The organism is Lysinibacillus sp. A4, assembly GCF_024919535.1.
GTDB lineage: Bacteria > Bacillota > Bacilli > Bacillales_A > Planococcaceae > Lysinibacillus > Lysinibacillus capsici.
In genome coordinates this window covers 171,868-194,718 of sequence record NZ_JANWTB010000006.1, presented here as the reverse complement: position 1 = coordinate 194,718, position 22,851 = coordinate 171,868, and the positions used below count along the sequence as shown (strand labels likewise).

General features: G+C 37.8%; 23 protein-coding genes. 21 read left to right on the top strand and 2 right to left on the bottom strand.

The annotated features are described in order from the left end of the window. Positions 1-232 precede the first annotated feature (232 nt). The 15 genes from NY607_RS14045 to spoVM all read left to right on the top strand — a co-directional run bounded on the left by NY607_RS14045 (position 233) and on the right by spoVM (position 14,654). Complete coding sequence (locus tag NY607_RS14045; protein WP_259419884.1) at positions 233-1,108, top strand: YicC/YloC family endoribonuclease; 876 nt, start codon at positions 233-235, stop codon at positions 1,106-1,108. Positions 1,109-1,151: 43 nt separating this feature from the next. Continuing rightward, on the top strand, positions 1,152-1,769 hold the full coding sequence (gmk, locus tag NY607_RS14040) for a guanylate kinase (RefSeq protein ID WP_004227379.1): 618 nt from the start codon (positions 1,152-1,154) through the stop codon (positions 1,767-1,769). 4 nt (positions 1,770-1,773) lie between these two features. Next, entirely contained in the window at positions 1,774-2,001 is a 228-nt protein-coding gene (gene rpoZ, locus NY607_RS14035; RefSeq protein ID WP_004227380.1) for a DNA-directed RNA polymerase subunit omega, read from the top strand. Positions 2,002-2,135: 134 nt separating this feature from the next. Beyond that, positions 2,136-3,140 carry a bifunctional phosphopantothenoylcysteine decarboxylase/phosphopantothenate--cysteine ligase CoaBC gene (coaBC, locus tag NY607_RS14030; protein WP_131521598.1) on the top strand — a complete coding sequence of 335 codons (1,005 nt, stop codon included), beginning with the start codon at positions 2,136-2,138 and terminating at the stop codon, positions 3,138-3,140. Further along, positions 3,137-5,548: a primosomal protein N' gene (priA, locus tag NY607_RS14025; protein ID WP_259419883.1), complete on the top strand. Its 2,412-nt coding sequence runs from the start codon at positions 3,137-3,139 to the stop codon at positions 5,546-5,548. The genes coaBC and priA overlap by 4 nt, the downstream gene beginning before the upstream one ends. A gap of 84 nt (positions 5,549-5,632) precedes the next feature. Further along, entirely contained in the window at positions 5,633-6,127 is a 495-nt protein-coding gene (def, locus tag NY607_RS14020) for a peptide deformylase (protein ID WP_004227388.1), read from the top strand. Between the two features lies 1 nt (position 6,128). Next, positions 6,129-7,070 carry a methionyl-tRNA formyltransferase gene (gene fmt, locus NY607_RS14015; RefSeq protein WP_259419882.1) on the top strand — a complete coding sequence of 314 codons (942 nt, stop codon included), beginning with the start codon at positions 6,129-6,131 and terminating at the stop codon, positions 7,068-7,070. Continuing rightward, positions 7,067-8,428 carry a 16S rRNA (cytosine(967)-C(5))-methyltransferase RsmB gene (gene rsmB, locus NY607_RS14010; RefSeq protein WP_131521594.1) on the top strand — a complete coding sequence of 454 codons (1,362 nt, stop codon included), beginning with the start codon at positions 7,067-7,069 and terminating at the stop codon, positions 8,426-8,428. Before fmt ends, rsmB begins: the two co-directional genes overlap by 4 nt. Then, entirely contained in the window at positions 8,428-9,570 is a 1,143-nt protein-coding gene (gene rlmN, locus NY607_RS14005) for a dual-specificity RNA methyltransferase RlmN (protein WP_048395368.1), read from the top strand. Before rsmB ends, rlmN begins: the two co-directional genes overlap by 1 nt. A gap of 6 nt (positions 9,571-9,576) precedes the next feature. Next, positions 9,577-10,326: a Stp1/IreP family PP2C-type Ser/Thr phosphatase gene (locus tag NY607_RS14000; RefSeq protein WP_131521593.1), complete on the top strand. Its 750-nt coding sequence runs from the start codon at positions 9,577-9,579 to the stop codon at positions 10,324-10,326. A 2-nt stretch (positions 10,327-10,328) separates the two neighbouring features. Continuing rightward, entirely contained in the window at positions 10,329-12,317 is a 1,989-nt protein-coding gene (gene pknB / locus NY607_RS13995; RefSeq protein WP_237899602.1) for a Stk1 family PASTA domain-containing Ser/Thr kinase, read from the top strand. Positions 12,318-12,328: 11 nt separating this feature from the next. Further along, positions 12,329-13,213, top strand: coding sequence for a ribosome small subunit-dependent GTPase A (gene rsgA / locus NY607_RS13990; RefSeq protein ID WP_131521591.1), 885 nt, complete (start codon positions 12,329-12,331; stop codon positions 13,211-13,213). 2 nt (positions 13,214-13,215) lie between these two features. Continuing rightward, positions 13,216-13,884: a ribulose-phosphate 3-epimerase gene (rpe, locus tag NY607_RS13985; protein ID WP_131521707.1), complete on the top strand. Its 669-nt coding sequence runs from the start codon at positions 13,216-13,218 to the stop codon at positions 13,882-13,884. Next, positions 13,881-14,534 carry a thiamine diphosphokinase gene (locus NY607_RS13980; protein ID WP_259419881.1) on the top strand — a complete coding sequence of 218 codons (654 nt, stop codon included), beginning with the start codon at positions 13,881-13,883 and terminating at the stop codon, positions 14,532-14,534. Before rpe ends, NY607_RS13980 begins: the two co-directional genes overlap by 4 nt. A gap of 18 nt (positions 14,535-14,552) precedes the next feature. Next, entirely contained in the window at positions 14,553-14,654 is a 102-nt protein-coding gene (gene spoVM / locus NY607_RS24315; RefSeq protein WP_099805045.1) for a stage V sporulation protein SpoVM, read from the top strand. A 92-nt stretch (positions 14,655-14,746) separates the two neighbouring features. Here spoVM and rpmB read toward each other — a convergent pair whose 3' ends face one another. Continuing rightward, positions 14,747-14,935, bottom strand: a complete 189-nt coding sequence (gene rpmB, locus NY607_RS13975) for a 50S ribosomal protein L28 (protein WP_004227417.1) — start codon at positions 14,933-14,935, stop codon at positions 14,747-14,749. A 186-nt stretch (positions 14,936-15,121) separates the two neighbouring features. Then, on the bottom strand, positions 15,122-15,865 hold the full coding sequence (locus tag NY607_RS13970; RefSeq protein WP_131521589.1) for an IclR family transcriptional regulator: 744 nt from the start codon (positions 15,863-15,865) through the stop codon (positions 15,122-15,124). 309 nt (positions 15,866-16,174) lie between these two features. Between NY607_RS13970 and NY607_RS13965 the strand changes: the two genes are divergently transcribed. The 6 genes from NY607_RS13965 (at position 16,175) to NY607_RS13940 (ending at position 22,848) form a co-directional block, all read left to right on the top strand. After that, on the top strand, positions 16,175-17,047 hold the full coding sequence (locus NY607_RS13965) for a dimethylarginine dimethylaminohydrolase family protein (protein ID WP_259419880.1): 873 nt from the start codon (positions 16,175-16,177) through the stop codon (positions 17,045-17,047). A gap of 14 nt (positions 17,048-17,061) precedes the next feature. After that, a complete protein-coding gene (locus tag NY607_RS13960) occupies positions 17,062-17,823 on the top strand; it encodes a dimethylarginine dimethylaminohydrolase family protein (protein WP_131521587.1) in 762 nt (253 codons plus the stop codon). A 110-nt stretch (positions 17,824-17,933) separates the two neighbouring features. After that, the gene (locus NY607_RS13955; protein WP_131521586.1) at positions 17,934-19,361 is read left to right on the top strand and encodes an amino acid permease; all 1,428 of its coding nucleotides are present in this window, start codon (positions 17,934-17,936) and stop codon (positions 19,359-19,361) included. 37 nt (positions 19,362-19,398) lie between these two features. Then, a complete protein-coding gene (locus tag NY607_RS13950) occupies positions 19,399-21,003 on the top strand; it encodes a M20/M25/M40 family metallo-hydrolase (protein ID WP_259419879.1) in 1,605 nt (534 codons plus the stop codon). 171 nt (positions 21,004-21,174) lie between these two features. Further along, entirely contained in the window at positions 21,175-22,380 is a 1,206-nt protein-coding gene (locus NY607_RS13945; protein ID WP_259419878.1) for a GGDEF domain-containing protein, read from the top strand. Positions 22,381-22,488: 108 nt separating this feature from the next. Further along, a complete protein-coding gene (locus NY607_RS13940; protein WP_004269431.1) occupies positions 22,489-22,848 on the top strand; it encodes an Asp23/Gls24 family envelope stress response protein in 360 nt (119 codons plus the stop codon). The last annotated feature ends 3 nt before the right edge of the window (positions 22,849-22,851 follow it).

Sequence of the window (22,851 nt, the reverse complement as noted above, 5' to 3'; positions counted from 1 at the left end):
TCTTGGTACTTTCGTATTTTTTTTCTTAATGTATCTGCATTTACTATTTTTAAGCTTCCGCAAATACTCTTTTGGTATGTTTATCATAGCATTTTTTAGGTGAATATTAAAATATAGCTTCAATTGTGGTAGAATTAGCTTTTACTTTATCCAAATTTTTTTGGAGAGTCGTCATAATCGACAAAGCTTATGTTATAATAATCCCAGTATGCAAAGAAAGGTGTGACGAACCTTGGTGCGTAGTATGACTGGTTTTGGCAGAGGTGTCACAACAACTAGAGACTTTCAATTAACCGTGGAAATGCGCTCGGTCAACCATCGTTTTTTAGAAATTAATGCAAAATTTCCGAAAGAATGGCTTGAAGCTGAAATTTTTGCAAAGAAACTAATTACTCAAGCTTTGTCACGCGGCAAAATTGATGTGATGGTATATGTGAAGGACTTAGAGAACGTAGAGCAATCTATTGAGATTAATTGGTCATTAATTGAAGCGTATCGTAAGGCAAAAGAGCAATTAGCAAGTAAAGTACCACTTGAAGAAAAATGGACGATGCAAGAGCTTTTATCGTTAGAGCAGGCACTTGTACAGCAAAAACCCCAGCTTACACCAGAGGATTTGCTCAGTGCTGTTGAACAAGCGATTTCACAAGCAATTGAACAGCTCGTTCAAATGCGTGAGCGTGAAGGGCAAGAATTACAAGAGGTTGTTGTACAATATAAGGAACAGTTAATGGAGCAGGTCAATCAGATTCGTTTGTGTTCTTCACTTGCTGTTGAAAAATATCGTACACGATTAATAGAGCGAATTAATGAAGTTGCAAATGGCACATTGCTAGAAGATCGTTTACTGGCGGAAGTAGCAATTTTTGCGGAACGAGTAGACATCTCCGAAGAGTTAGACAGATTAGATAGTCACTTCAATCAACTGGAGGAAACATTACTTGAAAAGGTTTCGGTTGGGCGTAAATTGGACTTTTTAATGCAGGAAATACATCGCGAGATTAATACGATTGGTTCAAAAAATCAATCTACAGAAGCAGCGGTTGCTGTTGTTCAGGCAAAAACAATTTTAGAAAAGATGCGTGAGCAAGTGCAAAACATCGAATAACTTGCACGTATCTGTTATAAATTAAGGGAGATATAGAGAATAAATGATAAAAGAACGTGGATTATTAATTGTTCTGTCTGGCCCCTCTGGTGTAGGTAAAGGGACAGTGCGAAAAGAATTATTTTCTCAGCCGAATACGAATTATGAGTATTCCATCTCGATGACAACACGAAATCCTCGCGAAGGTGAAGTAGATGGTGTAGACTATTTTTTCAAGACACGTCATGAATTTGAAGTGTTAATTGAACAAGGTGGCTTATTAGAGCACGCTGAATTTGTCGGTAACTATTATGGAACACCATTAGCTTATGTAAATGAAACACTTGATGCAGGTCGTGATGTATTTTTAGAAATCGAAGTGCAGGGTGCAGCACAAATCCGTAAAAAAGCACCAGATGCCTTATTTATTTTCTTAGCCCCTCCAAGTTTAACGGAATTAAAAGATCGTTTAGTTGGACGTGGGACAGAAACAGAGGATATCATTGCCAAACGAATCGCTACTGCAAGTGAAGAGCTTGAAATGATGAGCTTGTATGATTATGTTGTGGAAAATGATGAAGTGACGAATGCCTGTGATCGTATAAATGCGATTATTAAAGCCGAGCATTGTCGTAGAGAACGTGTTGAAAAAAGATATTTGTCAATGTTGAGAGGAGAATAAAACAATGCTATACCCATCAGTAGACGCTTTAAAAAAAGAAATCGATTCAAAATATTCATTAGTGAGCCTTGCTTCTAAACGTGCTCGCCAAATGCAAGAAGAGCAAGACACAGAACGCTTACACAAGTATGTTTCCCATAAATATGTAGGGAAAGCACTTGAAGAAGTAGCGGCAGGTGTACTTACGAAAGTATCACAGGATGAGTCAACTGTGTATGAGGACGAAATCTAACATCATGTAAAGTGCTTTACTATGTTTACAAGCATGTTAGTCTAGTTAGCAGTTGATTTTGATTATACAGAATGCCGAAAGCTCCCAGGGAATCCTTCTTTGGGAGCTTATCGTTTGAAAGGACGACACCTAACATGAATAAAAATATTTTACTTTGTGTTTCAGGCGGGATTGCCGTATACAAGGCTGTGGCACTCGTAAGCAAGCTATCACAAGCAGGAGCCAATGTAAAAGTCATCATGACAGCTTCTGCTAGAAAGTTTGTAAATCCATTAAGTTTTCAAGTGATGTCCAAAAATGATGTTTATTTTGACACGTTTGATGAAAAAGATTCAAGTGTGATTGCTCATATAGACTTAGCAGACTGGGCTGATTTAATTTTAGTAGCGCCTGCTACAGCAAATATAATAGGAAAAATGGCCAATGGTATAGCAGATGATATGATCACAACAACCCTGCTTGCTACGACAGCACCCGTATGGATTGCACCAGCCATGAATGTACACATGTACGACCATCCAGCGGTAAAACGTAATTTGGATAGGCTATTAGCTGATGGCTACAAATTTATTGAGCCTTCCGAAGGGTTTTTAGCATGCGGCTATGTCGGGAAGGGACGTCTAGAGGAGCCAGAAAAAATCACTGCACTTGTTCAAGATTTTTTTTCGGGAAAAACTAAACAACTGACAGATAAAACAGTCATAGTGACAGCAGGTGCCCTGCATGTACCATTGGATGAACAGCATGTAATTAGCCCACAGGCAAATGGAGCCATAGGACGAGCTTTAGCACATGAAGCAAGAATGCTAGGCGCACATGTAATTGAAATAGAAAATTCTAATTTGTTTGATGCTATACAGCAACTAGAAGCTTATAAAATCCAATACCCTCAAGCAATATTAATCCATGCGGCAAATGTGCCGACTATAAAGGAAACGCCGATCATTTCGGTAGAAGGCATAAAAGCGATCACTTTCGGACAAAAAGTGCAAGGAACACCAATGCTTAACATACTTTCTGAAAGTTGGATTGATTTTAGTGAAAAAGCGCAGCTTAACGGACAGTTTTTAGCTACAATGAACCCACAACTTTTTGCTCAGACATTATGGTCTTATATTATAAAGGGTGAGGAACAATGAGCTTTTTGATAGCAGAGATCATTGTAGATGTCTCTACTTACCATGTAGACCGTCCATTTGATTATCAAGTACCTGTAGAATGGGTTAGTGTTATCGAATTAGGAAGTCGTGTTAAAGTGCCATTTGGTCCACGAAATGTCCTGGGTTTTGTTGTTGGATTGAAGAAAGAAACAGATGTACCGTTAAATAAACTAAAGGCAATCAATCAAATTTTAGATATGGAGCCAGTCCTGACAGAAGAGATGTTGCGAATGGCGAAGTGGTTGAAGAACGATACGATTTGCTATGAAATAGATGCCTTACAAGTGATGTTACCATCTGCACTTCGAGCCAAGTATGAAAAAATGATTAAGCTACAACAAGGTCAACAATTGCCACTAGAGGTACAGGCTATATTCGGCAAGCGTCAACGGGCAAATTTTAAAGAATTTGAACGAGCAGGTTTACTACCCCTATTAAAACATTTGGTTGCAGAAAACATTGTTACAATCGAAAATGTTGTCAAGCAACAGGGAAATGTGAAAGAAATTCGAATGGTTCAAATAACAGCAGACCAACAACTTATTGAACATGCTTTAGAGCAGTCATCCAGAGCAGTTAAACAACGGCTATTACTGCAATGGATGTGCCAACACTTAGGAGAGGTTTTTTCTCCTCAACAAATTTGTGATGAAGCAGGGGTCTCTATATCAGTATTAGAGGCAGTAATTGACAAGGGAGCTGCTCAATTTATTCAAGAGGAAGTATTTCGTGATCCATTTACGAAGGAAGTTTCACGTACACAAGCCTTACAATTAACGGGAGAGCAACAGGTTGCTCTCAAAGCTATTACTACAGCTATGGATCAGCAAATAGCGCAAACCTTTTTATTACATGGTGTAACAGGGAGTGGCAAAACAGAGGTTTATTTGCAGGCTATTCAAAAGGTATTAGAAGAAGGAAAAGAAGCCATTATGTTGGTACCTGAAATCTCTTTAACTCCACAAATGACCGAACGATTCCGCAGTCGCTTTGGTGAGCTGGTTGCTGTGATGCATAGTGGATTATCTGTAGGGGAGAAATATGATGAATGGCGTAAAATCCAACAAGGCAAAGTGAAGGTCGTAGTTGGAGCTCGTTCAGCTATTTTTGCTCCCTTTACGAATATAGGGCTTATTATATTGGATGAGGAACATGAATCAACTTATAAGCAAGAAGATTCACCGCGTTATCATGCAAGAGATGTAGCCATCTGGCGTAGCGAATTTTATAACTGTCCTATTATTTTAGGGAGTGCAACACCAGCATTAGAATCATTTGCAAGAGCTAAAAAGGGAGTATATAAGCTACTCTCCTTAAAACATCGTGCTTTACATCAGGCTTTGCCGACTGTTTTTATTGCAGATATGCGTGAAGAGCTGAGACAGGGTAATCGTTCGATGTTTTCCCAATCACTGATTGAAGCAATCCGTTTAAGACTTGAGAAAAAAGAGCAAATGGTGCTGTTTTTAAATCGTCGTGGCTATTCATCATTTGTACTCTGTCGAGATTGTGGAACAGTTGTCCAATGTCCAAATTGTGATATTTCATTAACCTATCATCGAACAACTGAAAAATTGAAATGTCATTATTGTAATTACGAGGAACATGTTCCTCAAATATGTCCGCAATGTCAAAGTGATCATATTCGTTATTTTGGTACAGGTACACAAAAGGTGGAAGAGGAACTGTACAAGTTGTTTCCTGAGGCAAGAGTATTACGTATGGATGTAGATACTACGAAGCATAAAGGGGCACATGAAGAAATATTGGAGACATTTGGGGCAGGGCAAGCAGATATTTTGCTGGGTACTCAAATGATCGCGAAGGGTCTGGATTTTCCAAATATTACACTAGTCGGTGTACTTAGTGCTGATACATCCTTACATTTACCTGATTACCGCGCAGCAGAGCGAACATTTCAGCTATTAACACAGGTAAGTGGCCGTGCTGGGAGACATGACAAGCTAGGGGAAGTCATCATTCAAACGTATACACCTGAGCATTACGCAATTGAATTAGCTAAAACCCAAGAGTATGAACCTTTTTATGAACGTGAGATGTTTTTACGTCGCAGATCCAACTATCCACCTTATTATTTTGTAGCTCTTATTCAATTATCCCATGAAGATGTCATGATGGCTGCTGAATATGCTGGTCGAGTGGCTGATTGGTTACGAGGAAACTTATCGAATCAAGTAGCAATAATAGGACCAACAACTGCGAGTATTGCTCGTCTCCAAAATAGATATCGTTATCAATGTTTGATAAAATATAAAATTGAACCAAATCTAATTCCCGTGTTACAACGTTTACTTGCTATGTATAGAGCAGAGTGGATTAAACAAGGAATATTAATGACGGTAGATTTAGATCCGTCTACTATATAGTTAGCGTGTAAGAATAGCACGATTTTTAATAAAAGTATCAATTAGCTAGTGCACTAGCTTTAAAGCAGAAATGAGGAAATAATAATGGCTATAAAAAAAGTAATTGAAAACCCTGCAAAAGTACTATCAACACCGTGTGCTGAAGTGACAGAAATTAATGATGAAATTATTACATTACTGGATGATTTATATGACACTATGGTGGAATATGATGGCGTTGGAATTGCGGCACCACAAATAGACGTAGGGTTACGGGTAGCAATTGTTGAACTAGGTGAAGAACGTGATATTTTAGAAATGATTAATCCAACTGTCGTTGAAACGGACGGAGCAGAAGTAGATATTGAAGGATGCTTGAGCTTTCCAGGGTTATATGGAGAAGTGGAACGTCCTAGTTATGTCAAAATTGAAGCGTGTGATCGTGAAGGACGTGTTTATGAATTAGAGGCAGGTGGCTTTGATGCCCGTGCGATTTTACATGAAATTGATCATTTAGATGGTGTGCTTTTCGATTCAAAAATCAAGCGTATTGTCACAGCAGAAGAATTAGAAGAAATGTACGCTGAAGAGGAGGAATAAAATGACATCTATCGTTTTTATGGGGACACCTGACTTCTCCGCACCTATTTTGCGTATGCTACATGATGAAGGATATGCTATTAAAGCAGTTGTAACACAACCAGATCGTCCAGTTGGGCGTAAGCGAGTATTAACACCGCCGCCAGTAAAGGCAACGGCTTTGGAACTTGGCTTGCCAATTATTCAACCTGAAAAATTGCGTGGCTCCGAGGAGTTACAGCAGATTCTTGCTTTACAGCCTGATCTAGTAATAACAGCAGCATTTGGACAGATACTACCAAAAGAATTATTAGATGCACCAGCTCTAGGCTGCATTAATGTCCATGCCTCACTATTACCAAAATATCGTGGAGGGGCTCCAATTCACCAAGCCGTCATGGATGGTGAAAAAGAAACAGGAGTAACAATCATGTATATGGCAGAAAAGCTTGATGCGGGAGATATTATCTCTCAAAAAGCAATCCCTATTGAAGAGGATGATCATACTGGTGGACTTTTTGATAAGCTAAGTATGGTTGGCTGTGAATTACTTAAGGAAACACTTCCTTCAATTATAAATGGTACAAATAACCGTATAGTTCAAGATGAAGCACAAGTTACCTTTGCGCGTAATATTTCAAGAGAACAAGAACGGATTGATTGGACCAACGATGCTATTACTTTATACAATCAAGTGCGTGGTCTTCATCCGTGGCCTGTTGCTTATACCACTTTTGAGGATGGTAATTTTAAAATTTGGTGGGCAACGATTGGCAAAAGTAAGCATGAAGCTAATCCAGGTACAGTGGTGGCCATTGCTAAAGATCATTTTGAGGTAGCAGCTGGCAACGGGACAACTTTAGCATTATATGATGTGCAACCAGCTGGAAAAAAGCGTATGACCGCAGAGGAATATTTACGTGGGACAGGTTCTAAATTACAGATTGGGGACCAATTTAAATGAGTAAAAAAAGTGTAGTGATTTGGGATGGCAATGTACGAGATGCCGCATTGTCAATTCTATTAGCAGTTGATAAAAATCAGGCTTATAGCAACTTATTGCTAAATGAAACAATTAAACGACATAAAATTGAAGCAAAAGATCGTGCTTTATTGACTGAAATAACGTATGGAACTTTACAGCATAAAATGACACTTGATTATTACTTAGAGCCATTTATTCGTGGTTCAATTGATCATTGGGTTCGCTGGTTATTAAGAATCTCGTTGTATCAAATCCATTATTTAACACGTATTCCTCCACACGCTGCAGTAAACGAAGCAGTAGAAATTGCCAAGCGTCGAGGGCATCGTGGGATCGCTTCTATGGTCAATGGCATATTAAGATCCGTGTTACGCGGTGGAGTCTCTTCAACAGATGACATAGCAGATCCAATTGAGCGTCTTTCTATAGAAACAAGTCATCCAATGTGGTTAGTTCAAAGATTTGTTGATAACTACGGTCTTGAAGTAGCGACTGAAATGTTGCATGAAAATAATAGACCGCCTGTGCAGACTGTGCGTGTTAATACAACAAAAGCAACTGTTCAGCAAGCAATTGCCGAGTTAGAGGCAGAAGGATTAACGGCTAATCAAAGCGATGTTATACCAGAGTGCTTATACATTACAAACGGTCAACCAGCTCGTACAAAAGCCTTCAAAGAAGGTATAATTACTATTCAGGATGAAAGTTCAATGATACCTGCTAATGTGCTAAAACCAGCTCCAGGTATGCGTGTCTTGGATATGTGCGCGGCACCTGGTGGAAAAACAACACATATTGCCGAAATAATGAAAAATGAAGGGTCTATTTTAGCAACAGACCTTCATCCACATAAATTAGATTTAATCGACCATAATACTGAACGTCTAGGGCTTGATATTGTTGAAACAGCCCCAATAGATGGACGGAAAGCACCAGAATTTTTACAAGCAGCGTCTTTTGATGCTATCTTAGTCGATGCACCATGTAGTGGACTAGGAGTTATGCGACGTAAGCCAGATATTAAGTATACAAAGCGAGAAGAAGATTTAGAAAGTCTTCAAAAAATCCAATTAGCTTTACTGGATGCTGCAACGAAAGTTTTGAAAACAGATGGTAAGCTTGTATATAGTACGTGTACAGTAGACATACAAGAAAACGAAGGCACTGTGAAAGCCTTTTTAACAGCACATCCAGAAATGGAAGCTATACAACTAGAATCTTTACCAACAAAATTAGCGGAAAAGCAAGCTAATGGCATGCTTCAAGTCTTTCCACAAGACTTTGGCAGTGACGGTTTCTTTGTCGCCGCCTTTCGTAAAAAAGGAGAATCCAACTAATGGTGGATCAAGAGAAATTTAATGAACGTATTAACGATTTAGTCGAAGAAGCGGAAGAAAAGCCCGTTCGACGTGTAAAAAAAGAAAAGCCAAATTTAAAAGAATCCATTTATTCATTACAACCTCATCAATTAGAAGAATGGCTAAAGGAAAATGGCGAAAAGCCTTTCCGTGCTGCTCAAATTTTTGACTGGCTGTATAATAAACGTGTAAAGACATTTGAAGAAATGTCAAACCTTTCAAAGGGATTACGCGAAAAACTAACTGCAAATTTTGCATTATCCACACTATCAACCATTATTAAACAAGAATCTAAAGATGGTACCATTAAATTTTTATTCCAATTACAAGATGGCTATTCAATAGAAACTGTGTTAATGCGCCATGAATATGGAAATTCTGTCTGTGTAACAACACAAGTAGGTTGCCGAATTGGCTGTACGTTTTGTGCATCCACTCTAGGTGGTTTGAAGCGACATTTATTAGCAGGGGAAATTGTGGAGCAAGTTGTCAAAGTCCAACAAACATTAGATGAATTGGGCGAGCGAGTATCTCATATTGTCATTATGGGTATTGGTGAACCTTTCGATAACTATGATGCAATGATGAACTTCTTAAAAGTGATCAATCATGAAAAAGGTTTAAATATCGGAGCACGTCATATCACGGTTTCAACATCGGGTATTGTACCTAAAATTTACCAGTTCGCAGATGAACAATTACAAATTAACTTTGCTGTTTCTCTGCATGCGCCAAACCAAGAAGCACGTCAAAAGCTAATGCCAATTGCCCGTGCTTATAAATTGGAAGAATTAATGGAAGCAGTGCGATACTATACAAAAAAAACAGGTCGACGAGTGAGTTTCGAGTATGGACTGATGTCGGGTGAAAATGATTCAGTAGAAATAGCAGAGGAACTATCTGCTTTAATTAAAGGAATTAAATGTCATGTCAACTTAATTCCTGTAAACTATGTACCAGAACGTGATTATGTTCGTACATCTCGTAGTCAAATTTTTGCTTTTGAAAAAACATTAAAGAAAAATGGTATTAACGTAACGATCCGCCGAGAGCAAGGTTCAGATATCGCTGCTGCGTGTGGTCAATTACGTGCACAAGAGAGATCTGAAGAAACGAGGTGACCAGTATTGGAATACACAGTCGAAAGTGATATTGGTTTAAAACGATCCATTAATGAGGACCGTGCTGCATTCTTTAAACGTCCAGATGGGCTTGCACTAGCACTTGTAGCGGATGGCATGGGTGGTCATAATGCTGGTGATGTAGCAAGTGATATGGCAATTCAACAAATGGAATCCTTTTTTTTACAGGCAGACACACATCATTTTGTATCCACAACATCAAAAAAAGAATGGTTATTACAAACAGTTAAGCAATTGAATAAAACAATATATGACTATTCTTTATCACATGAAGACTGTAAAGGAATGGGCACGACATTTATTGCAGTGTTAATCGAAGAACAACATTGCTTCATTGCACATGTGGGGGACAGTCGTGTGTATTATTTCTTTGAAGATGGTGCACAACAAATAACAAGAGATCATTCATATGTGAACGTCTTGGTCGAAAATGGTGAGATAAGCGAAGAAGAGGCTTTGACACATCCAAAGAAAAATTTCATCTTAAAAGCGGTTGGGACAGAGGACACAATCGAACCAGACTTTTATGAAGTAGATTTAGCATCAGAATCGTATTTACTCATTTGTTCAGATGGATTAAGCAATAAACTAACTGTTTATGAAATGGCATCGATCATTACGTATCCAGACTCCATTAAGGAAAAGGGACGTAAACTTGTAGAATTAGCAAATGCCAGCGGGGGAGAAGACAATATCTCCCTCGTGCTATTAACAAAAAGGGATGAGGAGGTGTAAGAATGCTTGTAGGTAAAAGAATTAGTGACCGCTATAAAATTATAGAACTCATTGGTGGCGGAGGTATGTCCAATGTTTATTTAGCACACGATATGATCTTAAATCGTGATGTAGCCATTAAAATATTACGCTATGATTTTTCCAATGAGGATGAATTACATCGACGTTTTCAACGTGAGGCACTGTCTGCTACAAGTCTTACACATCCGAATATTGTTAGTGTTTATGATGTAGGTGACGATGGAGATCTACACTATATTGTGATGGAATATGTTCAAGGAAAAACATTAAAGCAGTACATACAAGAATTTGCACCAATTTCTCCTGCAAGAAGTGTGCATATTATGAAGCAATTAACGTCTGCCATTGCTAATGCCCATGAAAACCATATTATCCACCGTGATATTAAACCGCAAAATATTTTAATGGATGCGGAAGGTAATGTGAAAATTACGGATTTTGGTATTGCCATGACGTTAAGTGCTACATCATTTACTCAAACAAATTCTGTGCTTGGCACAGTGCATTATTTATCACCGGAGCAAGCTCGCGGCGGTACAGCTACAAACAAATCAGATATTTACGCACTCGGTATTGTATTATATGAATTATTAACAGGTGAACTTCCATTTTCTGGTGAATCAGCTGTTTCAATAGCACTTAAGCATTTACAAGCCGAAACGCCTTCTGTCCGTGCTTTTGATGCAACGATTCCCCAAAGCTTGGAGAATGTAGTATTAAAGGCTACTGCCAAAGATTCATCCCATCGTTATACGACAGTGGAAGAAATGTATGAAGATTTGGAAACTGTACTATCACCATCTAGAATCAACGATCCCAAATTTGTCATACCTGTAGATAATGATGTAACGAAGGCTATTCCCATCATTAAAGAGCAGATGCATAAAAAAGACGAAGATTTAACTAAAACAAGAGTTATTGAACCAATTATGGAAGCTAAAGCTCCTTCTCAACCACAACCTAAAAAGCCTGTAGAAAAGCCAGTTCCTGTTAAGGCAAAGAAGAAAAATTGGCCCAAATATGTTGCTGGACTATTCATTGCTGTGATTGTCATTTTCTTATTCTTTATTTTTGCAAAAGATTTATTTAGCCCGAAAAAAGTGGCTATACCAGATGTAGCAAATTTAACAATAGAGGAAGCGACAAAAAAATTAGAAGCAGATGGATTTGTTGTTGGTGAAGAGCATCAGGAGCGAAATCATGAGGAAATTGAAAAGGGGAAGGTTATTGAAACGGACCCATCAAAAAATTCATTACGTGAAAAAGGCTCAGAGGTAGATTTAATCGTTAGTTTAGGTGTAGAGATGACGACTGTAGATAATTATGTAGGACAAAATTATAGTCAAGTTGAAGCTTTAATAAAAGGAAAGTATAAAGACGTGGTAAAAGAGGATGTCCCTTCTAATGAGCCAGAAGGAAGTATCATTGAGCAAAGCATCCCTCCAAATTCTGAGGTAGTAGCGAAAGAAGAAACAATCACGTTTAAAGTTAGCCAAGGAGTTAGAATGGTAAGGGTTGAAAACGTTGTAAATTATACGAAAGCGGATATGGATGACTATGTGAAAAGAGTAGGCCTCAATTGGCGTATATCTCGTGAAGAACATCATGAAACCATCCCAGCTGGGAGTGTAATTTCGCAATTGACAAAAGCGGGTACTATGGTAGAGGAAGGTTCTATGATATCGGTTGTAATAAGTAAAGGGCCAGCGAAACAGCCTGATAAACTACGTCTAATACCTGTAGTCATTGAGTATAAACCTACAGAAGAGGGAATAGCTCAAAATATTCGAATTGAAATTCAAGATAAAAATCATACATTGTCTGAACCTGTTGAAGTATTTGAAATTTTAGGTGATACGCCATACAACATTCAGCTTACAATTGAAGATGGCAAAGATGCGAGTTATAGAATAATTCGGGATTCAGAAATAATTTTAGAAGGCAAAGTTCATTATAATGATGTCGATTAAGGAGGAATTGGATGGCGCAAGGCCAAATAAGAAAAGCATTAAGTGGTTATTATTATGTATTTGATGGACATCAACTGATTCAATGTCGAGGACGTGGGGTATTTCGTAATCGTGGCGAATCCCCACTCGTAGGCGATATTGTAGAGTATACAATGGAAACTGAAGGCTCTGATGGGACAATACAAAAGATTTTTGAGCGTCAAAATGAATTAGTACGTCCGCCAATTGCGAATATTGATCAAGGTATTTTGGTGTTTTCCGTAAAGGAACCGAATTTCAATACCATTTTACTGGATCGTTTTTTAGTTGTGTTAGAATCCTTCCATGTACATCCTATTATTTGTTTAACAAAAATGGATTTGCTAGAAAATGATGAACGTGATGAATTACAAAATTATATAGCAGATTATGAAGGCATGGGCTATACAGTTTTGCAAACATATAAAGATGAAGAAGAATTAGTAAAACGATTACGTCCTATTTTAAAGGGAAAAACCACCGTTTTAGCGGGCCAATCGGGCGTTGGCAAATCAACTTTGCTTAATACGCTCATTCCAGAGTTGAACTTAAAAACGGGTATTATCTCCCAAAGCTTAGGACGGGGTAAACATACTACTCGTCATGTTGAACTGATAGAAGTCTGTGATGGTTTATTGGCAGATACTCCTGGATTTAGTTCCTTTGATTTTGACGAAATTGAGAAAGAAGAATTAGGTGTATGTTTTCCTGAAATGGCTAGAGTAGCGGATGATTGTAAATTTAGGGGTTGCTTACACTTGAAAGAGCCAAAATGTGCAGTAAAGGCAGCAGTAGAAGCAGGGGAAATTCGTGACTACCGCTACAAGCATTATGAACAATTTATGCAAGAAATTATGGATCGAAAGCCGAGGTATTAATGATGATACAAATAGCACCATCAATTTTAGCAGCAAATTTTGCAAAGTTAGGTGAAGAAGTAAAGGAAGTAGAGCAAGCAGGTGCACAACTTATTCATATTGATGTAATGGATGGTCACTTTGTACCGAATATCTCATTTGGTTCCATTGTATTGGATGCTATCCGTCCATTAACGAAGTTACCATTAGACGTGCATTTAATGATAGAAAATCCAGACCAGTATATTGAACTGTTCGCAAAAGCTGGAGCAGATTATATTACGGTACATGTAGAAGCATGCCGTCATTTACATCGAACAATTCAATTAATCCGTTCTTTTGGAGTAAAAGCGGGTGTCGTATTAAATCCACATACACCGATAGACTCAATTCAACACATTTTAGAAGATATTGATATGGTATTATTAATGACTGTTAATCCTGGATTCGGTGGACAAAAATTTATCCATTCTGTTATACCTAAAATTGAAGCATTATCAACATTGATTAAGGAGCGTGGCTTAGATATTGCCATTGAAATTGATGGTGGTATTACTGCTGAAACAATTGTGCCATGTGCACAGGCTGGAGCGACAATTTTTGTAGCTGGGTCAGCTATCTATAGTAAAGAAGATCGAACAGCTGCTCTTCAAGAGATTTTACTAGCTGGAGAGGCAGCGATTAAAGGATGACGACAGTCGTTGTTTGTGCAGGTGGTCCAAAAAATGAGCTATGTTCATTTTCATCGTTTCAGCAACAACAGGATGTTGTGTTTATCGGGGCTGATCGTGGTGCTTTATATTTAATTGAGCAGGGAATTACACCTCATGCCATTGTTGGTGATTTTGACTCTTTAACGGATGAAGAATATCGACAAGTGATGGCACAAACCAATGATCAACAACGTTTTCAAGAAGAGAAAAATGAAACAGATACGGATTTAGCTTTGCTTAAAGCCTATACGTTTGCACCACAAGAAATTGTTCTGACAGGTGTGACGGGTGGGCGTTTAGATCATTACGAGGCAGCTGTTCGTTCTATTTATCGGTTACAAAAAGAGCATCCTCAAATTGAGCTAAAGATAATCAATTATACTAATATGTTGCAATTTTTACTACCAGGTACACATACAATTTATGCGGATGATCGATACCGATACTTGTCTTTTTTTGCTCACGAGGAGCCTATTCAAGATGTAACTTTACGACAAGTAAAATATGAAACAACGAATGAGGAAATTTCCTTAGGAACATCTCGATTTACAAGTAATGAAATAATAGGAACTTCAGGGTCTATATCTTTCTCGCATGGCATATGTTTAATGATAAGAAGCATAGATTAGCGTAAGGGGGAGAGAGTCCTGAAAGTATATACATTCCAATTGCCGAAATTCGTGAGTAGTATCACGCGTACGTGTATTAACCTATTTAAAAAAGATAAGAAAGTAAAAAAATCCGACTAACACTAGTCGGATTTTTTTACTTTCTTCTAGAATACTAATCAAGAAAAAAATCGATTGCGCTCAATGCGAAATCGATTTTTTAGAAGCAGCGATTAAACGCGCTCGATTTTACCTGATTTTAATGCACGAGCAGAAACCCATACACGTTTTGGTTTACCGTCAACTAAGATACGAACTTTTTGAAGGTTAGCACCCCAAGTACGTTTGTTAGCGTTCATAGCGTGGGAACGGTTGTTACCAGTACGAGCTTTACGTCCAGTGATTACACATTGTTTTGGCATGTTGTATTCCCTCCTTACTGTTGATGCTGAAAGATTATTATTTCAGTTCGGTATTTCACATACCATAATAATTTAACATACGATGGCGTTCAGTGCAACAGTTTTCACATAACCTTTCAAGAAAAAAACCTTTACAGACATAAAACGTTTATGAAAAGTAGAGAAGTTTAATGGGGAATAGTTCTCCTAACCTTTTCCTCGATAACCAAGTTTCAGTGATACACGTCTACCAGTATCAACTAATCGCTCAATTAATGTATTAATATGATCTTGAGAGACATTAAAGTTTACAAAACTAATACTGACTGCTCCTATCACTTCACCAAAACCATCTAAAACAGAGACAGCAATAGAGGAAGTACCTGCAGTTCGTTCTCCGTGACTTATTGCATAGCCTTGTTGTCGAATTTGATGAAGCTGTTCCTCTAATTCGGCCATTTCATCTTTAGTTACTAGTTGCTCTAGTATTTCTTTGGATTGAATCACGGACATTGAGGCAAGTATGGCTTTATTGGCCGCTCCGATATGCATAGGTATGCGAATACCCAACTGATCATAAATACGAATCGGATTTGCTGCACTGTCTATTCGTTCTATAATAATCGTATCTAATCCAGCTGGTTTACTTAAATAAACGCTTTCTTCAACCTCTCTGGCTAATCGTTCTAACTCAGGTCTGATTTTGCTAATATAATCCATCGTATCATACACCTGTAAGCCAAGTTCCATCCATATGGTTCCAAGCCGATAATATTTAGTCTGTTCATCTTGCTCAATCATCCCTTGTTTAATCATGGCTTTTAAAATTCTATGTAAAGTACTTAGCGGTAAATCGCATTTTGTAGAAAGCTCTGAAATGGACAAGCTACTGTCATTTGCATCAGCAGCTAAAACCTTGGCAATTGTCATCGCTCGCTCTAATAATTGCATTTGTCCCACCTCCCTTCATCCTATTTTATTTTTATTCTCCATCTACGTCTAGTTTCAATATTCCCAGAAAAATCAGAAGTCTAAACAAAGGCTTTATTTTAATACACGAAAGCGACAAAAGAATCCTTTTAGGCTTATTTAATAAATGTTTTACGGCTCTTTTTCCAAGGGTGAATGCAAGCTAGATTAAAAGAAAAATTAAAAGTTTTCTAAATATATTGACAGTATAGCATAAAACGAATATATTCTTCATATAAACTTTCCTCTTAACGGAAACGTTTTCCACTACACGGAAAAGAGGTGAAAGGAATGCATTATTGTTCATCAATGTATGCGCCTTTGAAACACGTTATTGTAAAAGATCCAAAAGATGCTTTCCAAAGCCAAACACATCTTAGTAAGGAATGGAAAACATTTAACTACTTATCTGAGCCTAATTATGAAGAAGCTCTAAGCGAATACGTTGAATTTATTGGGATTCTTGAAAGGTATGTTGAGACTATTGAATATTTGCCTAAAGCAGATGAAGTAGGATTAGATTCTCTTTATGCACATGATCCAGTTAAATTCACACCAAATGGTGCCATTATACTGAAATCAGGCAAAAAATTAAGACAACCAGAAGCAGCAGTATACAAGGACTTTTTACGGCAAAAAGGTATACCAATAATTGGTGAACTTACTGGAGAGGCAGTTTCAGACGGTGGAGATATTGTTTGGCTAGATAATCGAACGCTCGTTGTGGGTAGAGGTTATCGAACAAACGATGAAGCCATTCGTCAGTTAAAGGAAATGACAGCCGATATGGTAGATGAATTTATAGTTGTACAACTACCACATGATCTTGGTGAAGCTGAATGTTTACATTTAATGTCTTTCATAAGTATGGTAGACCGAGATTTAGCTGTTGTGCATTCGCGTTTAATGCCAGTATTTTTCAGACAACTGCTAATTGAGCGGGGCATCCAGCTAGTAGAAGTACCTAAAGATGAATACGATTCGTTAGGGTGTAATGTGTTAGCGCTTGCACCGAGGGTATGTGTGATTCCTCAAGGCAACAAAGCAACAAAGCAACAGCTACTTGATGCTGGAGCCACTGTGTACGAATATAAAGGCGATGAAATTACTGTTAAAGGAACAGGTGGGCCGACTTGCCTAACTTGCCCAGTAGTAAGAGGATAAAGGAGAAGATGAATATGTTTAAAAATGTTATTGTTAAAAATCCAGGAAATAGTTTTGTAAACGGTTTAACAACTAGTGATTTAGGAAAGCCGATTTTAGAAAAATTATTTGAACAACATGAACATTATGTAGAGGCTTTAAAAAAATGCGGTGTAGAAGTTACACAATTACCAGCAAATGAAGCATTTCCAGATTCAACATTTGTAGAGGATACAGCTGTATTAACGCCTGAATTTGCTATTATATCGAATCCTGGAGCAGCAGCTCGTAACCGCGAAATTGAAGAAATCGAACCAGCTGTAAAGCAATTCTATGAAAAAATTTACTATATTAAAGGTTCAGGAACACTTGATGGCGGAGATGTACTACAAGCAGAGAAAAAGTTTTACGTAGGGATCTCAGATCGCACAAATGAAGAAGGCGCTCAGCAATTTAAAGAGATTGTTGAACAAGAAGGCTATGAAGCAACTATTATTCCATTAAAAGAATTCTTCCACTTAAAAACTGGAATTGCCTATGTTGGGGAAAATCGTATGGTGTTAGCTGGTGAATTTGTCGATCATCCTGCATTTGAATCTTACGAAAAAATCGTGATTCCTAAAGAGGATGAATATTCAGCTAACTGTATTCAAGTAAATGATTATATTATTATCCCAGCTGGCTATCCAGAAACAAATCGTAAATTACTGGACCTTGGCTATCAAATAATTGAACTTGATATGTCTGAATTTAGAAAACATGATGGTGGTTTAAGCTGTTTATCATTACGTTTTTAAGTAAATCTAACAATACCCAATCAATTTAAAAGAGAAAATTGATTGGGTACTTTCATTCTAGAAAAATCAGAATATTTAATATTTTTACATTATATGGGAAGTAGGGATGGATGTTGAATAAAGGGGATCAGCTTCACAATAATCAATTAAAACGTTCGATGAAAAGTCGTCACTTGTTAATGCTTTCACTTGGGGGGGTAATTGGAACAGGTTTATTTTTAAATGTAGGCTATACCATTAACCAGGCAGGACCCGGAGGTGCACTGATTGGTTACTTATTTGGTGGCTTAATTTTGTTTATGGTCATGAATTGCCTTGGGGAATTGGCTGTTTACATGCCTGTTACAGGCTCTTTCCAAACATATGCAACACGTTTCATTAGTCCTTCAGCTGGTTTTTCATTAGGTTGGATGTATTTTGTCGGGTCTGCTGCCACAGCGGGCGTTGAATTTACGGCTGCAGGTATTTTAATGCAGCATTGGTTTCCGAGTGTACCAATTTGGATATGGTGTGCTGTGTTTATGGTTCTTTTATTTGTCTTAAATGCTTTAACAACGAAGGGCTTTGCTGAAGCAGAGTTCTGGTTTGCTAGTATAAAAGTTGTTGCAGTGATTGCATTTATCATTATTGGTGGAGCGGCAATCTTTGGTTTAATTCCATTAGCAGATCGACCTACCCCACATCTCACAAATTTAGCACCTTCTGGTTTATTCCCAGCAGGTATTACGATTATTTTTGTCACAATGATGAATGTAATTTTTTCTTATCAGGGATCAGAGCTGGTGGGGATTGCAGCAGGGGAGACCGAGAACCCTGAAAAAAATATTCCAAGAGCGATTCGTACAATTCTATTTAGAATCATCGTTTTCTATATTGCTTCCATTATTGTATTATCAGCAATATTCCCAGCATCAGAGCTTGGGCTGATGGAAAGTCCATTTGTCACGTTAATGAATTTAGCTGGTGTACCATATGCCGCTGGTATCATGAACTTTGTTATTTTGACAGCTATTTTATCAGTCGGTAATTCATGTTTATATGCATCAACACGTTTATTATTTTCCATGTCACAAGAGGGGATGGCGCCCAAGTTATTTGGTCGATTAACGAAAAATAAAGTACCTTTAAATGCGCTTATTTTTACGATGGTATTCTCACTCTTATCTTTATTAACTAGTGTTATGGAAGCGGATGCTGTATTTGTATTACTAATGTCGGTAGCAGGTATATCTGTCACAATTTCATGGATGGGGATATGTGCTTCTCAGTTAATGTTCCGTTATCGCTATGTGAAGTCGGGAGGAAATGTGGCTGATCTAAAATTTAAAACACCACTATTCCCGTTGATTCCAGTATTTTGTATAATCTTTTGTGTTTTAATTTTAGTATTTTTAGCGTTTGATCCAACGCAAAGGATTGGTTTACTATACGGGATTGGCTTCTTTATTGCCTGTATGATCTTTTATCAATTGAAATTAAAAAAAGCGGCGACTGCTGCTACAGATAGCAAAAATGAAGAAACACTAGAAGTTCGTTAATCGTACCTCTAACGAAGGGGAGTTAAAGGAGAATTTTATGAATACTTTTATGTGGGATACACCCGAAAAACTACGTGCCCTATTATGTGAGCTTGTGAGCTGGGAAAGCCGAACATTAACGGAGGGCGAAAATAAATTTGCCTTTCGCTTAAAAGATAAATTGTTAACGCTTCCATATTTTGAAAAGCACCCAGACTTGATTGAATTACATGATGCTGGACTTGGCAGGAATGCAGTGACAGCCTTCTATAAGCATCCAATGGCAACTGAAACTGTTGTGTTAATTAGTCACTTTGATACCGTGCATACGGAGGAATATGGTGAACTAGAGCCGTTAGCCTTTTCTCCAGAAGAACTAACGAAAAAGCTAATGGAACCTAAATACCTAAAAGATTTACCAGAGGCAGCTCGCATTGATTTGGCGTCTGGAAATTATTTATTTGGACGCGGCACAATGGATATGAAAATGGGTCTTGCCTTACACATGCAGTTGATCGAAAAGGCAAGCTTTGAGCAATGGCCGATTAATTTGATTTTAACAACGGTCCCTGATGAGGAAGTCAACTCTGCTGGTATGAGAGCGGCTGTTGTGGAGCTGGTGAGACTGCGGGAACAGCATGGCTTAACCTATAAATTATTTTTAAATAGTGAGCCATCGTTTTCACAAGGGCCATCGGATACGAATGAATATATTTATTCAGGTACAATTGGTAAAATCATGCCTGCTGCTTTGTTCTATGGAAAAGAGACACATGTCGGCGAGCCATTAAAAGGGATGACGGCTCCCTTTATCGCTTCCTATATGACACAGCATATGGAGTGGAATCCCCTTTTCCGTGAAACAGATTTAGGAGAAAGCACACCACTACCCGTCTCTCTACAATTAAAAGATTTAAAAATGGAGTATTCTACACAAACACCATACCGTGCGGCGGCACTTTACAATGTCTTCTTGTTAAAACGGACAGCGGCAGAGGTAATGGCTATTTTTGAGGAAGTTGCGTTACAGGCAATGGCTGCATGCAATACGCACTATCAGGACATTTGTACACGAGAAAATGTTCAGGGTGTGGGCAAGGTAAAGGTCTTACGCTACGAGGCATTATTGGAGCATGCGATCCATAAGCTAGGAGCTGAGGAAGTACAAGCAATTAAGCAGCAGGTTCAGCAGCATCGTGCATGGGATGATCGTGAGAAATCCATTCGCATTGTGGATCAGCTCATGATTCGCTGTCAGGAATTAGCACCTGCCACAGTTCTGTTATATGCACCCCCTTACTATCCAGCCATTAATTCATCCAACCATCCGTTAGTGAAACAGTCGATTGAATTAATGAAGCAAACAGCTCAAACATTTGATATTGAGGTGGAGCAGATCCACTACTTTAACGGAATTTGTGATTTAAGCTATGTCAACTATTCAGATGCATCCAATGAGTGGCTAGCATTTGAGCGGAACACACCTGTATGGGGCGATACGTACCATATTCCATTCAAAGAGATGGCAGCATTACAAGGTCCTGTCTTAAATGTCGGGCCATTTGGTAAGGATGCCCATCAAAAAACAGAACGTTTGCATGTGGATAGTGCGTTTAAAGAGATGCCTGTTATGATTGACACGCTTATTAAAAGCCTATTTTAGCCATATAAATTTTTTTAGATTTAATTGAATACAATGTAAAAAGTTGATGCTATAAAGGTATCAACTTTTTTATTTATCAGAAAAATTTAGATTGACTTGTATTTTTTGTTATGATGACGATACATATAGGACATTATAATTATTTGAAAGCGGGCATGAGGAGAGAGCATGATGGAAAATCAAGAAAAATTAGCTTTTTCTATTCGCGAAGAAATGGTTCAGTCGAATTTAAAAGGGATGAGAATAGTTGCTTGGACACTCATGTATGTATCAGCCATTATTTCGTTAATACATTACGGAGAGGTATTTTTTGTGAAGGCGGAAAGAGCCATGGTTCCCGTCTATATTGCCATTCATAACGCCATGTTTTATATAGATGTTGCAGTATTATTGTTTATCCGACAAAAGCGAATTCATATTACTCCTGTTACTATACAGAAGTATGAACGGTTGGTTGTTGTTTATATCTACACAATAATGCTATTGATTACTGCGATATCGATATTGGATGTTTACTTCTTCCGTCATGCAGCACTGTATGAGGTTATTTTAATCATTATTTGTACAGTATTCGCATTACCTTTACGAAAAATTATCTGGATTATTTTGCTTTCTGCATCAGCCATTATTGTGAGTGCATATATGAGTGCTGGAATATCGAGTGAAAATATAAAAATTATATTACCCATGTCCTTATTAATACCTATTGGTGTAATGATTCAATATCAAACCTATAAGGTTCGTAAACAAATCCATACCCAGCATATTTTATTGAATGAGGAAATGACCAAAACGAAGCGACTATCAGAATTGTTGGCTATTAAAAATAATGAATTAGCAGAGCAAGCATTAAAAGATTCTTTAACGAATCTACCTAATCGACGTGCATTTAACCAAAAATTGAATAAGATAGGACAGCAACTTTATCAAACACAACCTTTAACAGTCATAATGATTGATATTGATTGCTTTAAAAAATTTAATGATTATTATGGTCATTTGCAGGGAGATGCAGCAATTGTCAAAGTCGCATCTCTATTGGAGGAAATTGCAGGGAAGTATAATGCATTTGTTGCCCGTTGGGGTGGCGAGGAATTTGTTATGATAAGCCAGCATACTTATAAGGTTGCTGAACCTGTATGTGAAGAAATCTTAGAGGAAATTCGACAACTTAATATACCGCACCTACAATCTACTATTGCCCAACAAGTTACTGTTAGTATTGGAATGTGTCAAGCTAAAATCGCAAAATATGAGCATTTACAAACATGTTGTGAATTAGCTGACCAAGCGCTATATTTGGCAAAGCAAAACGGACGAAATAACTATTTCTGCAAAATGGCAATTTTCGATGAAGAAGCAAATGCGTCTATTTGAAGTCAGAAAACGTTGCTACGAAGCCCTTCAATACCCCCTTAGGTTGCTTAAATTATAACGAAAGTGTTACAATATAGTTTAGTCAAAAAGAGCCAAGGGGGCATTTCTATGTCAATTGAATTAAACAATGAATTCGGCCAAATTGATATTTCAACAGATGTACTTGCACAAATTGCTGGTGGAGCTGCTGTAGAATGCTACGGTATTGTTGGCATGGCATCTAAACATCAAATTCGTGATGGTCTAACTGATATTTTACGTAAAGAAAACTTCGCAAAAGGTGTTGTAATTCGACAACAGGACGACGATTTACATATAGATATGTACATTATTGTTAGTTACGGGACAAAAATTTCGGAAGTGGCTTATCAAGTACAATCGAAAGTGAAATATACAGTAGATAAAACATTAGGTATGAGCGTAAAATCTGTCAATATCTTTGTACAGGGCGTTCGTGTAGCGAATTAAGAG

Coding starts and splice junctions, on each gene's coding strand:
- def (WP_004227388.1), top strand. CDS start 5,633: ATGGCTATAAAAAAAGTAATTGAAAACCCTGCAAAAGTACTATCAACA.
- rsmB (WP_131521594.1), top strand. CDS start 7,067: ATGAGTAAAAAAAGTGTAGTGATTTGGGATGGCAATGTACGAGATGCC.
- NY607_RS13960 (WP_131521587.1), top strand. CDS start 17,062: ATGTTTAAAAATGTTATTGTTAAAAATCCAGGAAATAGTTTTGTAAAC.
- NY607_RS13950 (WP_259419879.1), top strand. CDS start 19,399: ATGAATACTTTTATGTGGGATACACCCGAAAAACTACGTGCCCTATTA.
- rsgA (WP_131521591.1), top strand. CDS start 12,329: ATGGCGCAAGGCCAAATAAGAAAAGCATTAAGTGGTTATTATTATGTA.
- rpoZ (WP_004227380.1), top strand. CDS start 1,774: ATGCTATACCCATCAGTAGACGCTTTAAAAAAAGAAATCGATTCAAAA.
- pknB (WP_237899602.1), top strand. CDS start 10,329: ATGCTTGTAGGTAAAAGAATTAGTGACCGCTATAAAATTATAGAACTC.
- priA (WP_259419883.1), top strand. CDS start 3,137: ATGAGCTTTTTGATAGCAGAGATCATTGTAGATGTCTCTACTTACCAT.
- rpe (WP_131521707.1), top strand. CDS start 13,216: ATGATACAAATAGCACCATCAATTTTAGCAGCAAATTTTGCAAAGTTA.
- fmt (WP_259419882.1), top strand. CDS start 6,129: ATGACATCTATCGTTTTTATGGGGACACCTGACTTCTCCGCACCTATT.
- rpmB (WP_004227417.1), bottom strand. CDS start 14,935: ATGCCAAAACAATGTGTAATCACTGGACGTAAAGCTCGTACTGGTAAC.
- coaBC (WP_131521598.1), top strand. CDS start 2,136: ATGAATAAAAATATTTTACTTTGTGTTTCAGGCGGGATTGCCGTATAC.
- NY607_RS13955 (WP_131521586.1), top strand. CDS start 17,934: ATGTTGAATAAAGGGGATCAGCTTCACAATAATCAATTAAAACGTTCG.
- NY607_RS13965 (WP_259419880.1), top strand. CDS start 16,175: ATGCATTATTGTTCATCAATGTATGCGCCTTTGAAACACGTTATTGTA.
- NY607_RS13970 (WP_131521589.1), bottom strand. CDS start 15,865: ATGCAATTATTAGAGCGAGCGATGACAATTGCCAAGGTTTTAGCTGCT.
- NY607_RS13945 (WP_259419878.1), top strand. CDS start 21,175: ATGGAAAATCAAGAAAAATTAGCTTTTTCTATTCGCGAAGAAATGGTT.
- rlmN (WP_048395368.1), top strand. CDS start 8,428: ATGGTGGATCAAGAGAAATTTAATGAACGTATTAACGATTTAGTCGAA.
- NY607_RS13980 (WP_259419881.1), top strand. CDS start 13,881: ATGACGACAGTCGTTGTTTGTGCAGGTGGTCCAAAAAATGAGCTATGT.
- gmk (WP_004227379.1), top strand. CDS start 1,152: ATGATAAAAGAACGTGGATTATTAATTGTTCTGTCTGGCCCCTCTGGT.
- NY607_RS13940 (WP_004269431.1), top strand. CDS start 22,489: ATGTCAATTGAATTAAACAATGAATTCGGCCAAATTGATATTTCAACA.